Origin of the sequence: Microbacterium sp. cx-55, from assembly GCF_021117345.1 — a bacterium.
In the GTDB taxonomy this organism is placed as follows: domain Bacteria; phylum Actinomycetota; class Actinomycetes; order Actinomycetales; family Microbacteriaceae; genus Microbacterium.
This window is the reverse complement of the sequence record NZ_CP088261.1, coordinates 2,507,187-2,523,960: the sequence shown is the minus strand read 5'-3', so window position 1 is coordinate 2,523,960 and position 16,774 is coordinate 2,507,187. Positions and strand designations below refer to the sequence as shown.

19 protein-coding genes, 1 tRNA gene and 1 pseudogene are annotated in these 16,774 nt (G+C 68.6%); 19 read left to right on the top strand and 2 right to left on the bottom strand.

All coding sequences use genetic code 11. The features are described from left to right. Positions 1–113: 113 nt before the first annotated feature. Genes LQ938_RS11930 through LQ938_RS11895 form a run of 8 tightly spaced genes read left to right on the top strand, consistent with a single transcriptional unit; the run spans position 114 to position 4,978 of the window. Positions 114–269, top strand: a complete 156-nt coding sequence (locus LQ938_RS11930; protein WP_223722848.1) for a hypothetical protein — start codon at positions 114–116, stop codon at positions 267–269. After that, positions 266–658 (top strand): hypothetical protein, encoded by a 393-nt coding sequence (locus tag LQ938_RS11925; protein WP_223722849.1) that lies wholly within the window; start codon positions 266–268, stop codon positions 656–658. The genes LQ938_RS11930 and LQ938_RS11925 overlap by 4 nt, the downstream gene beginning before the upstream one ends. After that, positions 655–2,691 carry a bifunctional DNA primase/polymerase gene (locus LQ938_RS11920; protein WP_223722850.1) on the top strand — a complete coding sequence of 679 codons (2,037 nt, stop codon included), beginning with the start codon at positions 655–657 and terminating at the stop codon, positions 2,689–2,691. The genes LQ938_RS11925 and LQ938_RS11920 overlap by 4 nt, the downstream gene beginning before the upstream one ends. Positions 2,692–2,705: 14 nt before the next feature. After that, positions 2,706–3,494, top strand: a complete 789-nt coding sequence (locus LQ938_RS11915) for a hypothetical protein (protein ID WP_223722851.1) — start codon at positions 2,706–2,708, stop codon at positions 3,492–3,494. Next, positions 3,487–3,873: a hypothetical protein gene (locus LQ938_RS11910; protein WP_223722852.1), complete on the top strand. Its 387-nt coding sequence runs from the start codon at positions 3,487–3,489 to the stop codon at positions 3,871–3,873. Before LQ938_RS11915 ends, LQ938_RS11910 begins: the two co-directional genes overlap by 8 nt. Then, complete coding sequence (locus LQ938_RS11905) at positions 3,866–4,420, top strand: hypothetical protein (protein ID WP_223722853.1); 555 nt, start codon at positions 3,866–3,868, stop codon at positions 4,418–4,420. The genes LQ938_RS11910 and LQ938_RS11905 overlap by 8 nt, the downstream gene beginning before the upstream one ends. A 22-nt stretch (positions 4,421–4,442) precedes the next feature. Next, a complete protein-coding gene (locus tag LQ938_RS11900) occupies positions 4,443–4,805 on the top strand; it encodes a hypothetical protein (RefSeq protein WP_223722854.1) in 363 nt (120 codons plus the stop codon). Further along, complete coding sequence (locus tag LQ938_RS11895; protein ID WP_223722855.1) at positions 4,802–4,978, top strand: hypothetical protein; 177 nt, start codon at positions 4,802–4,804, stop codon at positions 4,976–4,978. Before LQ938_RS11900 ends, LQ938_RS11895 begins: the two co-directional genes overlap by 4 nt. 212 nt (positions 4,979–5,190) lie before the next feature. Here LQ938_RS11895 and LQ938_RS11890 read toward each other — a convergent pair whose 3' ends face one another. Beyond that, positions 5,191–5,352 carry a hypothetical protein gene (locus LQ938_RS11890; protein WP_223722856.1) on the bottom strand — a complete coding sequence of 54 codons (162 nt, stop codon included), beginning with the start codon at positions 5,350–5,352 and terminating at the stop codon, positions 5,191–5,193. An 11-nt stretch (positions 5,353–5,363) separates the two neighbouring features. Beyond that, positions 5,364–6,161: a hypothetical protein gene (locus tag LQ938_RS11885; RefSeq protein ID WP_223722857.1), complete on the bottom strand. Its 798-nt coding sequence runs from the start codon at positions 6,159–6,161 to the stop codon at positions 5,364–5,366. Between the two features lie 55 nt (positions 6,162–6,216). Here LQ938_RS11885 and LQ938_RS11880 point away from each other — a divergent pair. From LQ938_RS11880 to LQ938_RS11830, 11 genes and pseudogenes are all read left to right on the top strand, one after another. Further along, positions 6,217–6,327: pseudogene (locus LQ938_RS11880) on the top strand (DUF4244 domain-containing protein); the annotation flags it as partial. A gap of 23 nt (positions 6,328–6,350) precedes the next feature. After that, entirely contained in the window at positions 6,351–6,689 is a 339-nt protein-coding gene (locus tag LQ938_RS11875) for a TadE family type IV pilus minor pilin (protein WP_223722858.1), read from the top strand. After that, a complete protein-coding gene (locus LQ938_RS11870) occupies positions 6,689–7,030 on the top strand; it encodes a helicase (protein WP_223722859.1) in 342 nt (113 codons plus the stop codon). Before LQ938_RS11875 ends, LQ938_RS11870 begins: the two co-directional genes overlap by 1 nt. Positions 7,031–7,091: 61 nt before the next feature. Then, on the top strand, positions 7,092–9,821 hold the full coding sequence (gene topA / locus LQ938_RS11865; protein WP_223722860.1) for a type I DNA topoisomerase: 2,730 nt from the start codon (positions 7,092–7,094) through the stop codon (positions 9,819–9,821). Next, positions 9,818–10,447 (top strand): dTMP kinase, encoded by a 630-nt coding sequence (gene tmk / locus LQ938_RS11860; protein ID WP_223722861.1) that lies wholly within the window; start codon positions 9,818–9,820, stop codon positions 10,445–10,447. Before topA ends, tmk begins: the two co-directional genes overlap by 4 nt. A 40-nt stretch (positions 10,448–10,487) precedes the next feature. After that, positions 10,488–11,642 (top strand): DNA polymerase III subunit delta', encoded by a 1,155-nt coding sequence (locus LQ938_RS11855; RefSeq protein ID WP_223722862.1) that lies wholly within the window; start codon positions 10,488–10,490, stop codon positions 11,640–11,642. Beyond that, on the top strand, positions 11,639–13,177 hold the full coding sequence (locus tag LQ938_RS11850; protein WP_223722863.1) for an alpha/beta hydrolase: 1,539 nt from the start codon (positions 11,639–11,641) through the stop codon (positions 13,175–13,177). The genes LQ938_RS11855 and LQ938_RS11850 overlap by 4 nt, the downstream gene beginning before the upstream one ends. Before the next feature lie 76 nt (positions 13,178–13,253). After that, positions 13,254–13,329 (top strand) — tRNA-Thr (locus tag LQ938_RS11845). Positions 13,330–13,450: 121 nt separating this feature from the next. Then, positions 13,451–13,852, top strand: a complete 402-nt coding sequence (locus tag LQ938_RS11840) for a hypothetical protein (RefSeq protein WP_223722864.1) — start codon at positions 13,451–13,453, stop codon at positions 13,850–13,852. Positions 13,853–13,898: 46 nt separating this feature from the next. After that, positions 13,899–16,199, top strand: coding sequence for an MMPL family transporter (locus LQ938_RS11835; protein WP_223722865.1), 2,301 nt, complete (start codon positions 13,899–13,901; stop codon positions 16,197–16,199). Continuing rightward, entirely contained in the window at positions 16,196–16,774 is a 579-nt protein-coding gene (locus LQ938_RS11830; RefSeq protein WP_223722866.1) for an isochorismatase family protein, read from the top strand. Before LQ938_RS11835 ends, LQ938_RS11830 begins: the two co-directional genes overlap by 4 nt.

Sequence of the window (16,774 nt, the reverse complement as noted above, 5' to 3'; positions counted from 1 at the left end):
GGGGAGACGGCAGCAGCCCACCCCGAACGGGGCGGAGGTCATCGCCGGTCGATCCGACACTCGGCCCGATATCGGGAAAGGGGTGCTCGAGGTTCGACCCGATAGGCCCGCCCGTGGCTCACACCACTTCTCTCTCGATGTCCACCGACTCGCTCGACGACGTCTTCTCCGATCCTGACAACGCGATTGCCGCGCTCGTCGACGCCATGCCTGCGCCCGATCCGATGCGCGCCGCGCGCGTCGCCTCACTCTTCGCGAGTGCGCGATGACGGGCGACGAGGGCGCCGACCTCGACGCGGCGCTACCCGAGGACCGGCATCCTTCCGGACTGTCGCGCGCCGCGAACGCGCTCGGCGGCCTTCGTGCCGCCGCCAATATGACGCCTGCCGAACGAAGCGAGCGCGCACGGAAAGGCGCCCTCGCTGTCCACGCCAAGCGCGACGCCGAGCGCGAAGCCGCCGGACTCCCGCCTCGCAAGAAGCGCCCGCCTGAGCCGTCGGCCGCCGAGCTCGAACCGTGGCTCGACGAAGTTGATCGCCGGTGGCCGGAACGGCAATGGCCGAGCGGAGGCCGCCGTCGGCAGGCGATCATCCTCGCCCGCATGGCCGTCGCCGAGATGGTCAGCGAAGCCATGAAGCGCAGCGGCGGCACTGCATGACCGCCCTCGATCGCGCTCTCGCCGCGGCCCGCCTCGGCTGGCACGTTCTGCCCGTGAACGCCAAGAAGCGGGCGATCGTGAAGAGCTGGGAGACGAAGGCGACGACAGACGAGGCGACGATCCGCGGGTGGGCCGAGCGCCACCCCGACGCCCTCTTCGCCGTGGCGGCCGGTCCCTCCGGCCTCGCGATCGCTGACCTCGACGTCGATGCCGGGAAGGACGGCCACGCCGCGCTCCAGCGCCTCGGGTACCCGCTCCCGCCGACGTGGATGCAGGACACCCCCCGCGGCGGCTCGCACGCCTTCTACGTCGCTCCCGTGGGCGTGGACCTGCCCAACGGCACCGCGAATCTATTCGAGGTGGACAGTGGCATTGACCGCCGCACGGGCAACTCATACGCCGTGCTTTACTCTGCCCCTCCGACGTCGGTCGAGGAGCTCGCCCCCGCGCCCGAGTGGCTCACCTCGGGCGACGCACGCCGCCCCGCACCCGCCGATCGCGCTTCTAACGCCGACGAGAGCGCGTTCCGTGCTCGTCTCGGTGGCGGCAAGGCCTCCAAGGCCGTCAAGAAGGCGACGAAGAACTTCCGCTCCGAGGGCATGTCGCACGACGATCTCCTCACCGGGGTGACGCGCCTCGTCACCCTCGGAGTGCAGGGGCACCCCGGCGTCGGTAAGGCTCTCGACACCGCCCGCGCCACCTACGCGGAAGGATGGGGCTCCGAGTACCTCTCGCACTTCGACAAGGCGCTCGCGGGCTCGATCCGTCGTCTCGGTCTTCCGCCGGTCACCTTCGCCCTATCGAAGGCGCAGCGCCGAGAGCTCCGCAAACGACAGGCCGCGCGACTCGTTGGACCCGAGCGGCCTCAGCCGGTCTCGCTCGCGGCCTGTCATGATGCGTTCCGCGGTTGGCTCGGCATCGACTATGACCTCGGCGCGCTAGACGCGGTGCTCGCAACGGCTGTCATCGAGCGCATGGACGGCGACCCGGCGTGGCTTTGGCTCGTGTCGGGGTCAGGCAATGCGAAGACGGAGACGGTGCAGTCGCTGGCCGGAGCCGGAGCACTCGTGCTCTCGTCCGTCGCTTCTGAAGGGGCTCTCCTATCTGCAACCTCGAAAGGCGAGCGCAGCACTGACGCAACCGGTGGTCTCCTTCGGCAGATCGGCGAGAGCGGAATCCTCGTGATCAAAGACGGAACCTCGATGCTGTCCGGTGATCGCACTGCGCGCGGACAAGTCTTCGCGGCATTCCGCGAAGTCCACGACGGGCATTGGGTCCGCAACGTCGGCACGGACGGCGGTCGTTCGCTCGAGTGGAAAGGCCGACTTGTCGTAATCGGCGCCATCACGACCGCGTGGGACCGCGCGCACGCCGACACGATCTCCGCATTCGGTGACCGGTTCGTCATCGTCCGCATGGACTCCTCGGTCGGTCGCATCGCCGCCGGACGGAAGGCGATTGGCAACACGGGGAGTGAAGAGGCGATGCGTGCCGAGCTTTCCGCTGTGGTTGCCGGCGTGCTCGAGGGTGCTGATATCAATGCGAGCGGCCCTGACGACGACGAAGCTGCGCGCATCCTCGCCGCGGCCGATCTCGTTACCCTTGCTCGCACCGCAGTCGACCTCGACTATCGGGGCAACGTCGTCGACTCGCACGCACCGGAGATGCCGACCCGCTTCGCGAAGCAACTCGCGCAGATCTTCCGCGGTGCCGTCGCAATTGGCCGCACCCGCGAAGACGCACTCGCCCTCGCGATCCGCGTCGCCCGCGACTCGATGCCGCCCCTTCGACTCGAGGTGCTGGAGGACGTCGCGGCGAACCCGTGGAGTCCGCTCCGCGACGTCGTGAAGCGCGTCGACAAACCGCGCAGCACCGTCGACCGGCAGTTGCAAGCGCTCCACCTCCTCGGCCTGCTCACGGTCGACGAGGAGGTCGCGACGGTCGGCCTCAGCCTCAAGGAAACGACGACCTGGCGATACACCGTCGCCGACGGGATCGACGTCGCGTCGATCGCCGACCCCACCACCGAATAGGGAGAACGACCACCATGAAAATGCAGCAGATCTTCTACAGTGACGCACACGGCCGCCCGGTTCGACTCTCGATCCTGAGCGATACCGGCGTAAAGGCGATCGATAAGGCCGCCGTCGAGCTCGCCGAGGCCCACGCCGGCTACGTGCAGGCGACCCGTGAGCGAGATGCGGCAAACACCGCCGTGGATCGCCTCGACGACGAGTCACGCGCAGCGGCCCTGCATGCCGGCACGATGAACAAGCCGATCGACGCGAAGGGGGTCCGGAAGAAGAAGGAAGCCGCCCGCGACCGCGCTGAGGACACCGAGCTCGAGCGGCAGACTGCGGTCGCCAGGCTCGACCAAGCGCGTTACGACTACTTGGCGATCCTGGCCCACCACTCGCCCGCTCTCGAGTCGGCAGCACGCGCTGAGGCGGATGCTGCCGTGCTCGAGTTCGCTTCGGCGCTGAACATCGCCCGGCGCGCAACTCCGCGCCTCGACGCATCGTTGACGGTCCTCGCTGCGCTGCCCGCCGTGCGAGCCGGCGGCGACTTCATCCCGACGATGCCGTCGCCCCCGAAGACCCCCGCCGACGACTTCGACGATGGAGGGTCGCCGATCGTGTGGGCCCAGGAGGGCGCGGAGGCACTCGTGAAGAGCGTTGGGTGGGCCGTCCGCACCCTCGAGTCGCTCGACGCTGCGGAGAAGGCCCGCAAGGCCGCCGCCGCCGAGGCCGCCGCCGCACGCGAGGCCGAGGAGAAGGCCGCGGCCGAGGAGAAGGCGGCCGCCGAGGCCGCCGAGGGCAGCGACCACCGTGGGTAAGAAGTCGAAGGAACTCGAAAGGGCGTCCGCCGCCGCAGAGGTGGAGGCCGATCGCGCCGTTGAACGAGCCCTCCGCGCGGTGGTCATGCGCCGAGAGGGCTTGTCGTGGGGTGACATCGCCGAGCGGCTCAGCGTGTCCCAGATCGAAGCGGAGGAGCTCGCCCGTGTCGCATATGCCCGCCTTGGAGAGCAGGAAGCCGAGCATCTTCGGACGGAGGTCGAGGACCGGCTCGACGCGCTCGTGCGGAAGGCGAACCTCGACCTGTCGCTCGCTCAGTCGCAGGGCGAGCGCACGGCGCTCTACCGGTTCCTTGCCTCCGTCGAGGCGCAGCGCGCTCGGCTCCTCGGCCTCAATCTCAAGGGCGGCGACGATGCCTAGGGCACGTCGCACGAACGACGAGCCGATCTTCGACCCGGTACTCGATGAGATGCGGGAGGCGCTTCGCGCGCTCGGCCACGACACGGATGCGCCCCCGCAGCCGTGGCCGGCGTGGGACAAGGCGACGGCGAAAGCAGAGCGCACGTGGGACGCGATTACGCCGACCGAGCGGCAGACGTGGGGCGCCGAGTATCTCCGCGAGGAGCGTCGCCGGTACGCCGAATCGGCGACGCTCCCCAGGCGCGAAGCGGACCGCCGCGTGCTGTACGTCGTGAGCGTCGCGGCCGAGCGGATCGCTCGAAAGCGATCGAAGCGCGCGGCGAAGGGTGCCGCTGAGCGAGCACAGCGCGAAGCGCCCGTACGCCGTACGCGGGAACCCGCGCCGCCACGCGCTGTGCGCCCCGTCCTCGCGGCCGACACACCGACCGAGGGTGACGAGCCACCGCAGTCGAAGAAGACCCGCACGCGGCGTCGTGCCGGCGTCGCGTTCGTGCAACTCGCCGACGGGACTCGCGTCGCCCCCATCTATGACGACGACGACCGCTAACCCAACAGAAAGGCCACCGACCGTGACCGACAAAAAAGTGACCGCGAACAATTGCTGGTCGTGCGGGGTTGAGCAGCATCCCGAGCGGCCCTCGGGCGCGCAGTTCGCCTCCGAACCCGAGTTCCTTGTGGCCTCGCTCGTCTGGCTGGATTACACCTACCCGCAGCGGGTGCAGCAGCGAGAGCGCATCCGACAGTGGGATCTCCTCCGCGAAGAGACCGAGCTCGAAGCCCTCGCCGCCCGTATCCGGGACCTACTCGCGATCGACGACGTGTGGACCGAAGACCAGCAGGACGAGGGCGATCGGCTACTCGCCGAGTACCTAGAGCGTTGCGCGGCAGCGCGCGCCCGCAAGCAACAGATGAAGGAGAACGCAGCATCATGACCACCAACCGAGAAGCCCACCTCCGCCGCCGCCTCGAACAGATCGAAGCCGAGATCGAGCGTCGGATGACACCGTCGCAGAAGCAGGCAGCCATGGCTACCCGCACGTCGCTGGACTACGACGGCGATCTCACCGCGACCGAGCGCCAGATCCGCCAGGTGCTCGATGACTGACGTCCGGCATTGACTAGATCCGCGTGAGGCCACACGAGGGACAGCGCCAGACTTCGAGGTAGCCGTCCGGCTCGAGGCGTGTGAGGCAGGCGACGCAATTCGGCGTCGCATCCGCCAACACGTCGTCGTCCATCGCTCCATCATGCAGAACGCCCCGCCTCCGATGCGGAGGTGGGGCGTTCTGTGGAAAACGTCAGCCGCGGCCGACGACTTCATTCAGCCGTGAAGCCCTTCACGCGGGTCAGGCCACGCACGACGTTGTCGCGCGAGCGGAGATCCTCTTTGGCGTGCTCGACGATGCGACTCATCTCGTCGCTAGGATCAAGCTTCTGAAGTGTGCGGAAGTATCGTTCTTCTGGCGAGAGCTCGTGCATTATTGCCACCCTCAATCGTTCTTCGCTTGTGGTTTGAGAATACTACCGATGGTCGCCGACGCGGCGAAGACCAGGCGCTGTTTTGGTTCTTTGCCCAGGACTGGCGCGAAGCTCTGTTCCGAATCAAAGAGCCTGTCAACAGACAGCACGCCTAGTTGCTTCTCGTCGTTCAACGGGTCGTAGATGGGAACCGCAAGGAGCTCTGAGTACTTCCGCGCGATCGAGTTGAACTCCTCAAGGGTGAAGCCGTTCTTCGTGGACTTGGACACCCGCGCATACTCAGTTGCTGTGAGCGGGTCGGGGTACTTGGAGGCAACCGCGTGCCAGTCCTTATATATGTGACGATGTTTCTCCCAGCACTCGCCAACAGCGCCGGTGCGGGCCGTCCAGGTGATTCCCGAAGGCGGCGGGTAGGCGGAAGGGCGGAAGCGGTGAACTCGCTTTAGACGCTGACTTTTCGTCCCGTCCTCGTGCGTCACCGTGCGCCGCCAGCGTGCTCGGCGGTAGACCGAGCCTCCGAGGTCCTCAAAGCGCAGCGTTCCGTCGCGGCAGAGTTCGATGACCATCGACATCAAGGCGGCGTCGTAGCGGCCCTTCTTCTCCGCGAATCGATTCTTGACGGCCTCCCCGATCAACTCGCCGACGCTGCCGACGCCGAGGATGATGAGGGAGATCACCCAGACTGTGGGCTGGAGGTTGTCGTTTGGCTCGACCACCTCATAGCGGGTGAGAACCTCGAGCAGGCCCACGAGGCCTACCCAGATGGCGGCTGCGACCTTCGCCCAGAAGACGACGTGTTTCCACCACATGAAGCTCGATCCTATTGGGATGCATGCACCTCAAAACGCATTACGCCGCAATCGCGCAATACTTGCGGCCGTCGCGTTCGCGGGTTTGCTGGTCGTGATCATGCGCTCGGACGAGGTGCGCGGCATCCTGGAGGATCTCATCCGCCGCGCGCTCACGGTCGAATGAATCCGCCGCGCGCTCACGGTCGAATGAGCCGCCGGCTCGGCGACCGCGGCTCGGTGAGCGCCGAGTTCGCGGTCGCCCTGCCGGCGATCGTGCTGCTGCTCGTGCTGTGCATCGGCGCGCTGTCGTCGGCGTCGCGGCAGGTTCGGCTGCAGGACGCGACGGCGGATGCGGCACGCCTGATCGCCCGCGGCGACGACGAGGGCCGTGCGCTCGCTCTCGTCGCGGGCTCTGCTCCGGGGGCGCAGGGCGTCGTGGAGTACGCGGACGACCTGGTGTGCGTGACCGCGACCGCGCCCGCCGGGATTCCGGTCGTCGAGCTGCGGTTCACCGCATCCTCGTGCGCCCTGGGCGGCGGCGGCTGATGGCCGGATCCGCCGCGTCGACCGGGGTCGTCGCGGTCATCGTCACGCTGACGCTCGGCCTCGCCGCGGCGGGAGCGGCGGCGGTTCATGCGCAGCGCCTTTCGGGCACGGCGGATGCGGCGGCGCTCGCCGCGGCGGACGCCGCATCCGGCGCTGTTTCGGGATCTCCGTGCGCCCGCGCCGACGAGATCGCGACCCGAGCCGCCGCAGAGGTCGTATCCTGCGAAGTGGTGGGTCTCATCGCGACCATCCGGGTCTCGGCCGCTTTCGGGCCGTTTCCCGCCTCGGCAGCCGCGCGAGCGGGGCCGCCACCCGGCCAGACGATCGTCGTCGGCCGCTGATGCCTCCCAGCCGCCCCGATCTTGCGGGTGTGTATGGTGTGCATCGACGAAAGGACCACTGTTGGCACAGGGCGCGAAGGCGAAGACCGGTCAGGGCAAGAAGCTCGTGATCGTCGAGTCGCCGACGAAGATGACCTCCATCCAGGGCTACCTGGGTGATGCGTACGAGGTGTTGAGCTCTGTCGGCCACATCCGTGATCTGGCGAGCAAGAAAGACATCCCGGCGGAGAAGAAGACCGCGTACGGCAAGTACTCGATCGACGTCGACAACGGCTTCGATCCCTTCTACGTGGTCAACGACCGCAAGACGAAGACGGTCACCGAACTCAAGCGGGCGCTCAAGGATGCCGACGAGGTCCTGCTCGCCACCGATGAAGACCGCGAAGGCGAAGCGATCGCGTGGCACCTGCTCGAGGTCCTGAAGCCCAAGGTCCCCGTCAAGCGCATGGTCTTCCACGAGATCACCGCGGATGCCATCCGTGCCGCCGCCGAGAACACCCGCGAACTCGACCTCGCCCTCGTCGACGCGCAGGAGACCCGTCGCGTGCTCGACCGCCTCTACGGGTGGGACGTCTCGCCGGTGCTGTGGCGCAAGGTCGGCAGCGGTCGCGAAGGCACGGCGCTGAGTGCCGGCCGCGTGCAGTCCGCCGCGACCCGCATGGTCGTCGAACGTGAACGCGAGCGGATGGCGTTCGTCTCCGCCAGTTACTGGGACATCGAGGCTCTCGCCGCCAAGGGCGAATCCGCGTTCACCGCGCGGCTGGCGCGTATCGATGGCGCACCGCTCGCCCGCGGCACCGACTTCGATGACCGCGGCACGCTGAAGAAGGCCGTCATCGTGCTGTCCGAGACCGAGGCGCGCGCTCTCGCCGCCGCGATCGAGACGACCGGTGAGTTCACGGTCGCCAGCGTCGAATCCAAGCCCGGTACCCGCAGCCCCAAAGCCCCCTTCACGACCTCCACCCTCCAGCAGGAGGCGGGGCGCAAGCTCTCGATGAGCGCCAAGCACACGATGAGTGTCGCCCAGCGTCTCTACGAGAAGGGGTACATCACTTATATGCGCACCGACTCGACGTCGCTGTCGAAGCAGGCCATCACAGCGGCGCGCGAGCAGGCCGTGTCGCTGTACGGCGACCGCGCCGTGCCCGCGAACCCCCGCACGCACGCCAGCAAGAGCAAGAACGCGCAGGAAGCGCACGAGGCGATTCGTCCGTCGGGAGAGCACTTCCGCACCCCGGCATCGATCTCGTCCGAGCTCGACCGCGACGAGCAGCGCGTCTACGACCTCATCTGGAAGCGCACGGTCGCCAGCCAGATGTCGGACGCCAAGTACGAGACGACGACCGTCACCCTGGCGCTCACCGCCGACGGCAAGGCCGTCGAGTTCACCGCATCCGGCACCGTGTACACCTTCAAGGGCTTCCTCGAGGCGTACGAAGAGGGTCGCGACGAGAAGCGCGCCGACGCCGACAAGGCCGACGACCAGTCGCTTCCCGCGATGGCGGTCGGCGACACGCTCGCCGCGAAGGACGTCGAGCCGAAGGGCCACAGCACCTCCCCGAAGCCGCGCTACACCGAAGCGAGCCTCGTGAAGGCGCTCGAAGAGCGCGGCATCGGCCGCCCCTCGACGTTCGCCAGCATCATCGACGTGATCCTCGACCGCGGCTACGTGAGCAAGCGCGGCCAGGCGCTCGTGCCGAGCTGGCTGGCCTTCAGCGTGGTGCGTCTTCTCGAAGAGCACTTCGCCGACCTCGTCGACTACGACTTCACGGCCGCGCTCGAAGACGACCTCGACGCGATCGCCCGGGGTGAGCAGCGTCGGGAGCAGTGGCTCCGCGACTTCTACTTCGGGTCCGAGAACCACGTCGGTCTTCGTCACATCGTCGAGAACCTCGGCGACATCGATGCGCGCGAGCTCAACTCGACGCGCATCACCGACACGGCGACGCTCCGGTTCGGCAAGTACGGCCCGTACCTCGAGGTCACCGAATCCGATGACCCCGAGGCGAAGCCGCGCATCGTGAACGTGCCGGAAGAGCTGGCGCCCGACGAACTGACGCCCGAGAAGGCGCAGGAGCTCATCGATGCTCCCGTGGCGGGTGACCGCGTGCTGGGGGAGAACCCCGGCAACGGCAAGCTCGTCGTCGTCAAGGACGGCCGCTTCGGTCCGTACGTCCAAGAGGTCGAACCGACCGATCCGGATGCGGTCGACGAATCGACCGGCGAGGTCGTCGAGGCCCCGAAGAAGCGCGGTGCCAAGAAGGAAGTCGCCCCGAAGCCCCGTACGGCGTCGCTGTTCAAGAGCATGTCGGTCGACACCGTCGACCTCGAAACCGCGCTCCGGCTCCTCGACCTGCCGCGCGTGGTCGGGGTCGACCCGGCGACGGAAGAAGAGATCACCGCGCAGAACGGCCGGTATGGTCCGTACCTGAAGAAGGGCACTGACTCGCGCTCGCTCGACAGCGAGCAGCAGATCTTCGACGTGACCCTCGAGCAGGCGCTCGAGATCTACGCGCAGCCCAAGTACGGCGCGCGGCGCGCATCGAGTGCGCTCAAGGAGTTCGACGCCGATCCGGTCAGCGGAAAGCCGATCAAGATCAAGGACGGCCGGTTCGGCGCCTACGTCACCGACGGTGAGACGAACGCGACGATCCCGCGCGGGGAGACCGTCGAGGACGTCGACTTCGAGCGCGCGAAGCAGTTGCTCGCCGACAAGCGTGCGAAGGGCCCGGCGCCCAAGCGCACGGCGGCGAAGAAGACCACGACCCGCAAGCCCGCCGCGAAGAAGTGAGCAGCGCGCCCGGCCTCTGGGTGACGTTCGAGGGCGGAGACGGCTCGGGCAAGACCACCCAGGCCGCCCTCCTCGAGCAGTGGCTCACGGATGCGGGGCGCACGGTGACCCGCACCCGCGAACCCGGCGGAACCGAGGTGGGCGTCCTCATCCGTGACATCGTCCTGCACCACCGGGGCGAGATCGCGTCTCGCGCGGAAGCACTGCTCTACGCCGCCGACCGCGCGCACCACATCGAGACCCTGGTGCGCCCGGCGCTCGCGCGCGGCGAGGTCGTCATCCAGGACCGATATCTCGACTCGTCGGTCGCGTACCAGGGTGCCGGGCGCGTGCTCGACCCCGCCGAGATCCGTTCGTTGTCGCTGTGGGCGACCGGAGATGCGCTGCCCGAACTGACCGTCCTGCTCGATCTCGCCCCGGATGCGGCACGTCGCCGACTCGACGCGGCAGACAAGCCCTTCGATCGTCTCGAGGCGGAGAAGGCGGACTTCCACGAGCGCGTGCGCGCGGCTTTTCTCGCGCTCGCCGCCGAGGAGCCCGATCGATTCCTGATCGTCGACGCGGCACTCCCGCCGGCCGAGATCGCCGACGTCATCCGTCAGCGGATCGCTCCACACCTCGCTTGAGCGGCGTTCGCCGTCGGGGGTCGCCGTTAGGGTGAACCGTATGGAAACTGCGCCCGCCACCTTCCCCTGGGAAGACGTGTGGGGGCAGGACGACGCCGTGCGGATGCTGCGCGCCGCGGCCGATGATCCGTCGCAGATGACGCACGCCTGGCTGATCACGGGGCCGCCCGGGTCGGGTCGGTCGACGCTCGCCTACGCGTTCGCCGCGTCGCTGATCGCGGAGCCCGGCGACGAGCCGGCGATGCGTCAGGTGCTCGCCCGGTCGCATCCCGACCTGACGGCTCTGCGCACCGAGCAGGTCATCATCCGCATCGAAGAGGCCCGCAAACTCGTCGAACGGGCGTACTTCTCGCCGTCGCTCGGGCGCTACCGGGTGATCGTCGTCGAAGACGCCGATCGTATGGCCGAACGCACCTCCAACGTGCTGCTGAAAGCGCTCGAAGAACCTCCCGAGCGCACCGTGTGGGTGCTCTGCGCGCCGAGCGACGCCGACCTGCTGCCGACGATCCGTTCCCGCGTGCGCACCGTGCGCCTGAAGGAGCCCGAGGTCGACGACGTCGCCCGCCTGATCGCTGCCCGGACGGGAGTCGACCCGGCGATCGCTGCGCAGTCCGCGCGGCACGCGCAGCGCCACATCGGGATGGCGCAGCGGCTGGCCACGGATGCCGACGCCCGCGCCCGGCGCGACGACACGCTGCGTGCCGTGCTGGCCGTCCGGGGCGTCGGCGACGCCGTGGAGGCGGCGACCCGGATCGTGCAGGCCGCCGGCGACGATGCCAAGGCCATCACCGCCCTGCGCGACGAAGCCGAGCGCTCCGATCTTCTCCGGATGGTGGGGGTCGCCCCGGGCGCCGCGGTTCCCCCCGCGGTCCGTGCGCAAGTGAACGCCCTCGCCGATGAGCAGAAACGCCGCGCGACGCGCAGCCTCCGCGACGGGATCGACCGGGTGCTCACCGATCTGCAGTCGATGTTCCGCGACGTCATCATGCTCCAGTACGGCCGCGCGGACGACCTCATCAACACCGAGCTCGACGACGACCTCCGCGCGCTCGCCGCCGCGTGGTCGCCCGCGCGCACCCTGCTCGTGCTCGATGAGATCGCCCTCACTCGGCGCAACGTCGAACGCAACGCCGCGCCCGCCCTCGCCATCGAAAGCCTGCTCGTCGCCGTCGCCACCGGAAGGACCTCCTCATGACCCGCACCTCCCGCACGATCCGCGGTGTGTTCATCGCGGTGGTCGCCGCCGCATCCGTCGCCCTCGCGGGGTGCTCGTTCATCCCGGACTCCCCGACGCGGCCGAGCACGAGCGCGGAGCCCGACGTGTCGGGCGTCGAGGAAGCGCTGATCCCGTTCTACAGCCAGGATCTCGCCTGGGAGGACTGCGGGGGCACCTTCGACTGCACGACGGTGCGCGCACCCCTCGACTGGAACGAGCCCGACGCGGGTGACATCGAGCTCTCCGTCGTGCGCCAGCGGGCCACGGACGGCGAGCCCCAGGGATCCCTGCTCACCAACCCGGGCGGCCCGGGCGCGAGCGGTGTCGACCTGATCCAGGGGTCGATCGACTTCGCCGTCGGCGAGGCGCTGCAGGCCGACTACGACATCATCGGGTTCGACCCGCGCGGGGTCGGGCGGTCGACCGCGGTGAAGTGCTACGACGCGCGCGACATGGACGCGTACCTCTTCGACATCCCCGCGGGAACCCGGGGGAGCGCGCAGTGGACGGATGAGCTGACCCAGCGCAGCGCCCAGTTCGCGGCGGCGTGCGACGAGAACAGCGATGGCATCCTCCCGTTCATCACGACGGTGCAGTCGGCGCGCGACATGGACCTGCTGCGCGGGGTGCTCGGCGACGAGAAGCTCAACTACCTCGGCTACTCGTACGGAACGTTCCTCGGTGCGACCTATGCCGACCTGTACCCCGACCGCGTCGGCCGCCTCGTGCTCGACGGTGCGCTCGACCCGCAGGCCAGCTCGCTCGAGGTCTCGACCACGCAGGGCGTCGGGTTCGAATCGGCGCTGCGCAGCTACATGGCCGACTGCCTGGGCGGCAGCGACTGCCCGTTCGCCGGAACGGTCGATGACGCCATGGCCGACCTCGGCACGCTCCTCGCGAGCGTGGATCGCACTCCGCTCGCCAACGACGACGGCCGCCAGCTCGGTGCCGACTCGTTGCTCACCGCGATCATCGCTGCCCTCTACTCGCAGGACAGCTGGCCCTACTTGACCACGGCGCTCAGCAGCGCGCTGCAGGGTCAGGCCGGTCCGGCGTTCCAGCTCGCCGACTTCTACTACGCCCGCTCCGGGGGAACCTACTCCGACAACTCCACCGAGGCGTTCACGGCCTACAACTGCATGGACTACCCGGCCGACAACGCCGACCACCAGGCGGCTGCGGAGGCGCTGCTCGCCGAGAAGGCGCCGACGGTCGCACCGTACTGGGGCACGACCGACGGCTGCGCCTCGTGGCCGGCAGAAGCCACCGGCACGCGCACCGCGCTGACCGCCGACGGTGCGGCCCCGATCGTGGTGGTCGGAACGACCGGCGACCCGGCGACGCCCTACGAGTGGTCGGTGGCACTCGCCGACCAGCTGTCGTCGGGCGTGCTCATCACCCGCGTCGGTGAGGGGCACACCGGCTACAACAAGGGCAACGCGTGTGTCGACGACGCGGTGGAGAAGTACTTCACCGACGGCACCGTGCCGACGGACGGCCTGCGCTGCGAATGAGCGCGGTGGTCGCCGGTTCGCTGGGACGCTCGTGAACATGTAGGATCGATCATCGTGCGCCGCGCTCGCGCGTCGCGCCACCTTAGCTCAGTCGGCAGAGCGATTCACTCGTAATGAATAGGTCAAGGGTTCGATTCCCTTAGGTGGCTCCACACGAAGAGGCCCGGTTTTCCGGGCCTCTTCTGTTTTCCCCGACGCGCCTCGGTGCCCGGGAGTTTGAGGCGGACCGGAGCGGTAAGGGATACTGCAGGGGAGGCTGCGAGGGGCGGACGAATGGGAAGCACTCTCGAGATCCTGTTCGAGACGTTCACGTGGATCGGCCTGGCCGCGGGCGTTCTGCTCGCGCTCGTCGCCCTCATCCTGACTCTCGCCGACGGTACGTGGCTCTCGGCGTCCGCGGTGCTGGAACCGTCCGATCACGGTCGGATCGCGCGCTGGTTCACCCACGACGGGGGAGTGGGCGTGGCGGTGCTCTCGCCCCACGACGACGCGCACGTGGGACCGGGCGACACCGTCGAGCTGTTCTACCGCCGCGGATCGAACCGCGTTCGCCTCACCGCGCACTGGCCCCTCGCGAGACTCGCCTGGTGGCTCGCGGCCGGCTTCTTCGCGCTCGGTGTGCTGTCTTTTGTCGTACCGCTCGTGATGATGCTGGCGGGGGAATCGCCCGGGTGATCAACTTCGGGATGCGGAAACGGAGATAGCTAGATAATCTAGCTACATGGCTTCGTCTTCTCCGAGCGGTTCCGCTCCCTCGCGCTGGTTGCGTCTCGGCATCCCGGTGCTGCTCGTGCTGATCTGGGTCGCGGGCGGCTCGATCGGCGGCCCGTACTTCGGCAAGGTCGACGAGGTCTCCACGAACGACCAGTCCTCGTTCCTGCCGCAGAGCGCGGCGGCCACGCAGGTGAACGAGCGGCTCACCGACTTCCTCGGTGATGACAGCATCCCGGCGGTCGTGGTCATCGAGGGCGGTGCGGCGCTCGATGACGCGCAGCTCGCCGACCTGCAGACCGTGGCCGACGACATCGCGAGCCTCGGCGGAGTGCTCGATGGTGTGTCCCCGCCGATCGCCTCCGACGACGGCAACGCCGCGCAGATTTTCGTGCCGGTGGACAGCTCCGGCGAAGTACGGGAGATCGTGGAGTCGATCCGGGAGATTCTGCGGAGCGACCTGCCGGCCGGGCTCGAGGGGTGGGTGACGGGTCCCGCGGGCTTCACCGCGGACCTGACCGAGGGGTTCCTCGGGATCGACGGGCTCCTGCTCCTGGTGGCGCTCGGAGCGGTCTTCGTGATTCTGATCATCGTCTACCGGTCGCCGCTTCTGCCGGTGCTCGTGCTGATGACCTCGCTGTTCGCGCTCTGCGTCGCGCTTCTGACGGTGTGGTGGCTCGCGAAGGCCGAGATCTTCGTGCTGAACGGACAGGTGCAGGGCATCCTGTTCATCCTCGTGATCGGTGCCGCGACGGACTACGCGCTGCTCTACGTGGCCCGATATCGGGAGGCGATCGCGGCCGGTGCGCGGCGATGGGAGGCGACCGTGCGCTCGTGGCGCGGCGCTTTCGAGCCGATCCTCGCCTCCGGTGGCACCGTGATCGCGGGTCTGCTCTGCCTGCTCCTGTCGGACCTCGCGAGCAACCGCGCGCTCGGCCCGATCGCCGCCATCGGCATCGCCTTCGCGATGCTCTCGGCGCTGACATTCCTGCCGGCGCTTCTCGCCCTCGTCGGGCGCGCGGCATTCTGGCCCTTCATCCCGAAGGCGCCGGCCGCGGAGGTCTCCGATGATGCGGACCGGCCCGTGCGCGGACTCTGGCCGCGCGTGGCGCGCTTCGTCGCGCGCCACGCCCGACCGGTGTGGATCATCAGCACGATCGTGCTGCTCGTCGGCACCGCCGGGATCACGCAGCTCAAGGCCGACGGCGTTCCCTCGAGCGACCTGGTGCTCGGGGCGTCGGAGGCGCGTGACGGACAGGACGTGCTCGCTGCCCACTTCCCCGCCGGGTCCGGGAGCCCGGTCTACGTGCTGGTCAAGGAGGCGGACGTCGCCGATGCGGCGACCGTGCTGACGGATGCGGACGGCATCGACAGTGTGTCGGTCGCTTCCGTCGATGCGCCGAGCGGCCAAGCGGCCGTGACCGTGACGGATGGTGCTCTCGTGCTCGCCGCCGCGGGCCCGCCGGGAACGCCCACCCCGACGCCGACCGTCTCGAACGGCGACGTGTTGCTGACTGCGACGTTGACGGACGCCGCGGATTCGCTGGCGGCCGAAGACAGCATCCGGGACCTCCGGGCGACGCTCGACGCGGACCTCGGCGCAGGCACCGCGCTGGTCGGTGGGCAGACTGCCATCGACCTCGACACGAACGACACGTCGATCCGTGACCGCACGGTCATCATCCCGACGATCCTCGCGGTGGTGCTGGTCATTCTCATGCTGCTGCTGCGGTCCGTGCTGGCGCCGGTGCTGCTCATCGTCAGCACCGTGGTCTCTTTCGGTACCGCGATGGGAGTGAGTGCGCTCGTCTTCAACAACGTGTTCGGTTTCCCCGGCGCTGACCCTGCGGTGCCGCTCTACGGCTTCGTGTTCCTCGTGGCGCTCGGCATCGACTACAACATCTTCCTGATGTCGCGGGTGCGCGAGGAGTCGCTGCGACACGGCACGCGGATCGGCATCCGGCGCGGTCTGGTCTCGACGGGCGGAGTCATCACGTCGGCGGGTCTCGTGCTGGCGGCGACGTTCGCCGCGCTCGGCGTCATCCCGATCCTGTTCCTCGCGCAGCTCGCATTCATTGTGGCGTTCGGTGTGCTGCTCGACACGTTCATCGTGCGCTCGCTGCTCGTACCCGCGCTCGCCTACGACATCGGTCGTGCCATCTGGTGGCCCTCGAAACTGTGGCGAGCGGGCCCCGAGGTCGACGGATACCGCGGTCCCGGCGGGCCGCAGAGCGTGGGCGCTGACGCGGACGCCGATTCGTCGGGGGCGACGGTGACCCGGGCGGAGTACCGGCGTACGCTCGAACCATGAGCAAAGCGCTGTTCATCGTCGACGTCCAGAACGATTTCACCGAACGCGGAGCCCTCGGGGTGACCGGTGGCGACGCCGTGGCCGAGCGCATCTCACAGTACGTGAGCGATCACGCGGCCGACTACGCGATCATCGTGGCCTCGCGCGACTGGCACGACGGCGAGAACGACAACGGCGGGCACTTCGCGGCCGAACCCGACTTCGTCGACACCTGGCCCGTGCACTGCGTCGGGGGCACCTTCGGCGCGGAGTACGACGAGGTCTTCGACACCTCGCGGGTGACGCACCACCTGAAGAAGGGGCAGGGCAAGCCCGCGTACTCGCTGTTCGAGGGAACATCGGACGACGGGCGGACCGCGACCCAGATCCTCGCCGAGCACGGCATCCTCGACATCGACGTGGTCGGCATCGCCACGGACTACTGCGTTCGCGCGTCGGCTCTCGATGCGATCGCCGCCGGCCGGCACGTGCGGGTCTTCACGGATCTCATCGCCGGCGTGCATCCCGACTCGAGCGAGAAAGCGCTCGCCGAGATCGCGCACGCGGGCGCCGAGTTGCGCCCCTCCACCCTCTGA

Bases quoted from the DNA above. Each gene is read 5' to 3' on its own strand.
- LQ938_RS11925 (WP_223722849.1), top strand. From the start codon at position 266: ATGACGGGCGACGAGGGCGCCGACCTCGACGCGGCGCTACCCGAGGAC.
- LQ938_RS11920 (WP_223722850.1), top strand. From the start codon at position 655: ATGACCGCCCTCGATCGCGCTCTCGCCGCGGCCCGCCTCGGCTGGCAC.
- LQ938_RS11915 (WP_223722851.1), top strand. From the start codon at position 2,706: ATGAAAATGCAGCAGATCTTCTACAGTGACGCACACGGCCGCCCGGTT.
- LQ938_RS11905 (WP_223722853.1), top strand. From the start codon at position 3,866: ATGCCTAGGGCACGTCGCACGAACGACGAGCCGATCTTCGACCCGGTA.
- LQ938_RS11895 (WP_223722855.1), top strand. From the start codon at position 4,802: ATGACCACCAACCGAGAAGCCCACCTCCGCCGCCGCCTCGAACAGATC.
- LQ938_RS11890 (WP_223722856.1), bottom strand. From the start codon at position 5,352: ATGCACGAGCTCTCGCCAGAAGAACGATACTTCCGCACACTTCAGAAG.
- LQ938_RS11885 (WP_223722857.1), bottom strand. From the start codon at position 6,161: ATGTGGTGGAAACACGTCGTCTTCTGGGCGAAGGTCGCAGCCGCCATC.
- LQ938_RS11875 (WP_223722858.1), top strand. From the start codon at position 6,351: ATGAGCCGCCGGCTCGGCGACCGCGGCTCGGTGAGCGCCGAGTTCGCG.
- LQ938_RS11870 (WP_223722859.1), top strand. From the start codon at position 6,689: ATGGCCGGATCCGCCGCGTCGACCGGGGTCGTCGCGGTCATCGTCACG.
- LQ938_RS11855 (WP_223722862.1), top strand. From the start codon at position 10,488: ATGGAAACTGCGCCCGCCACCTTCCCCTGGGAAGACGTGTGGGGGCAG.
- LQ938_RS11850 (WP_223722863.1), top strand. From the start codon at position 11,639: ATGACCCGCACCTCCCGCACGATCCGCGGTGTGTTCATCGCGGTGGTC.
- LQ938_RS11840 (WP_223722864.1), top strand. From the start codon at position 13,451: ATGGGAAGCACTCTCGAGATCCTGTTCGAGACGTTCACGTGGATCGGC.
- LQ938_RS11835 (WP_223722865.1), top strand. From the start codon at position 13,899: ATGGCTTCGTCTTCTCCGAGCGGTTCCGCTCCCTCGCGCTGGTTGCGT.
- LQ938_RS11830 (WP_223722866.1), top strand. From the start codon at position 16,196: ATGAGCAAAGCGCTGTTCATCGTCGACGTCCAGAACGATTTCACCGAA.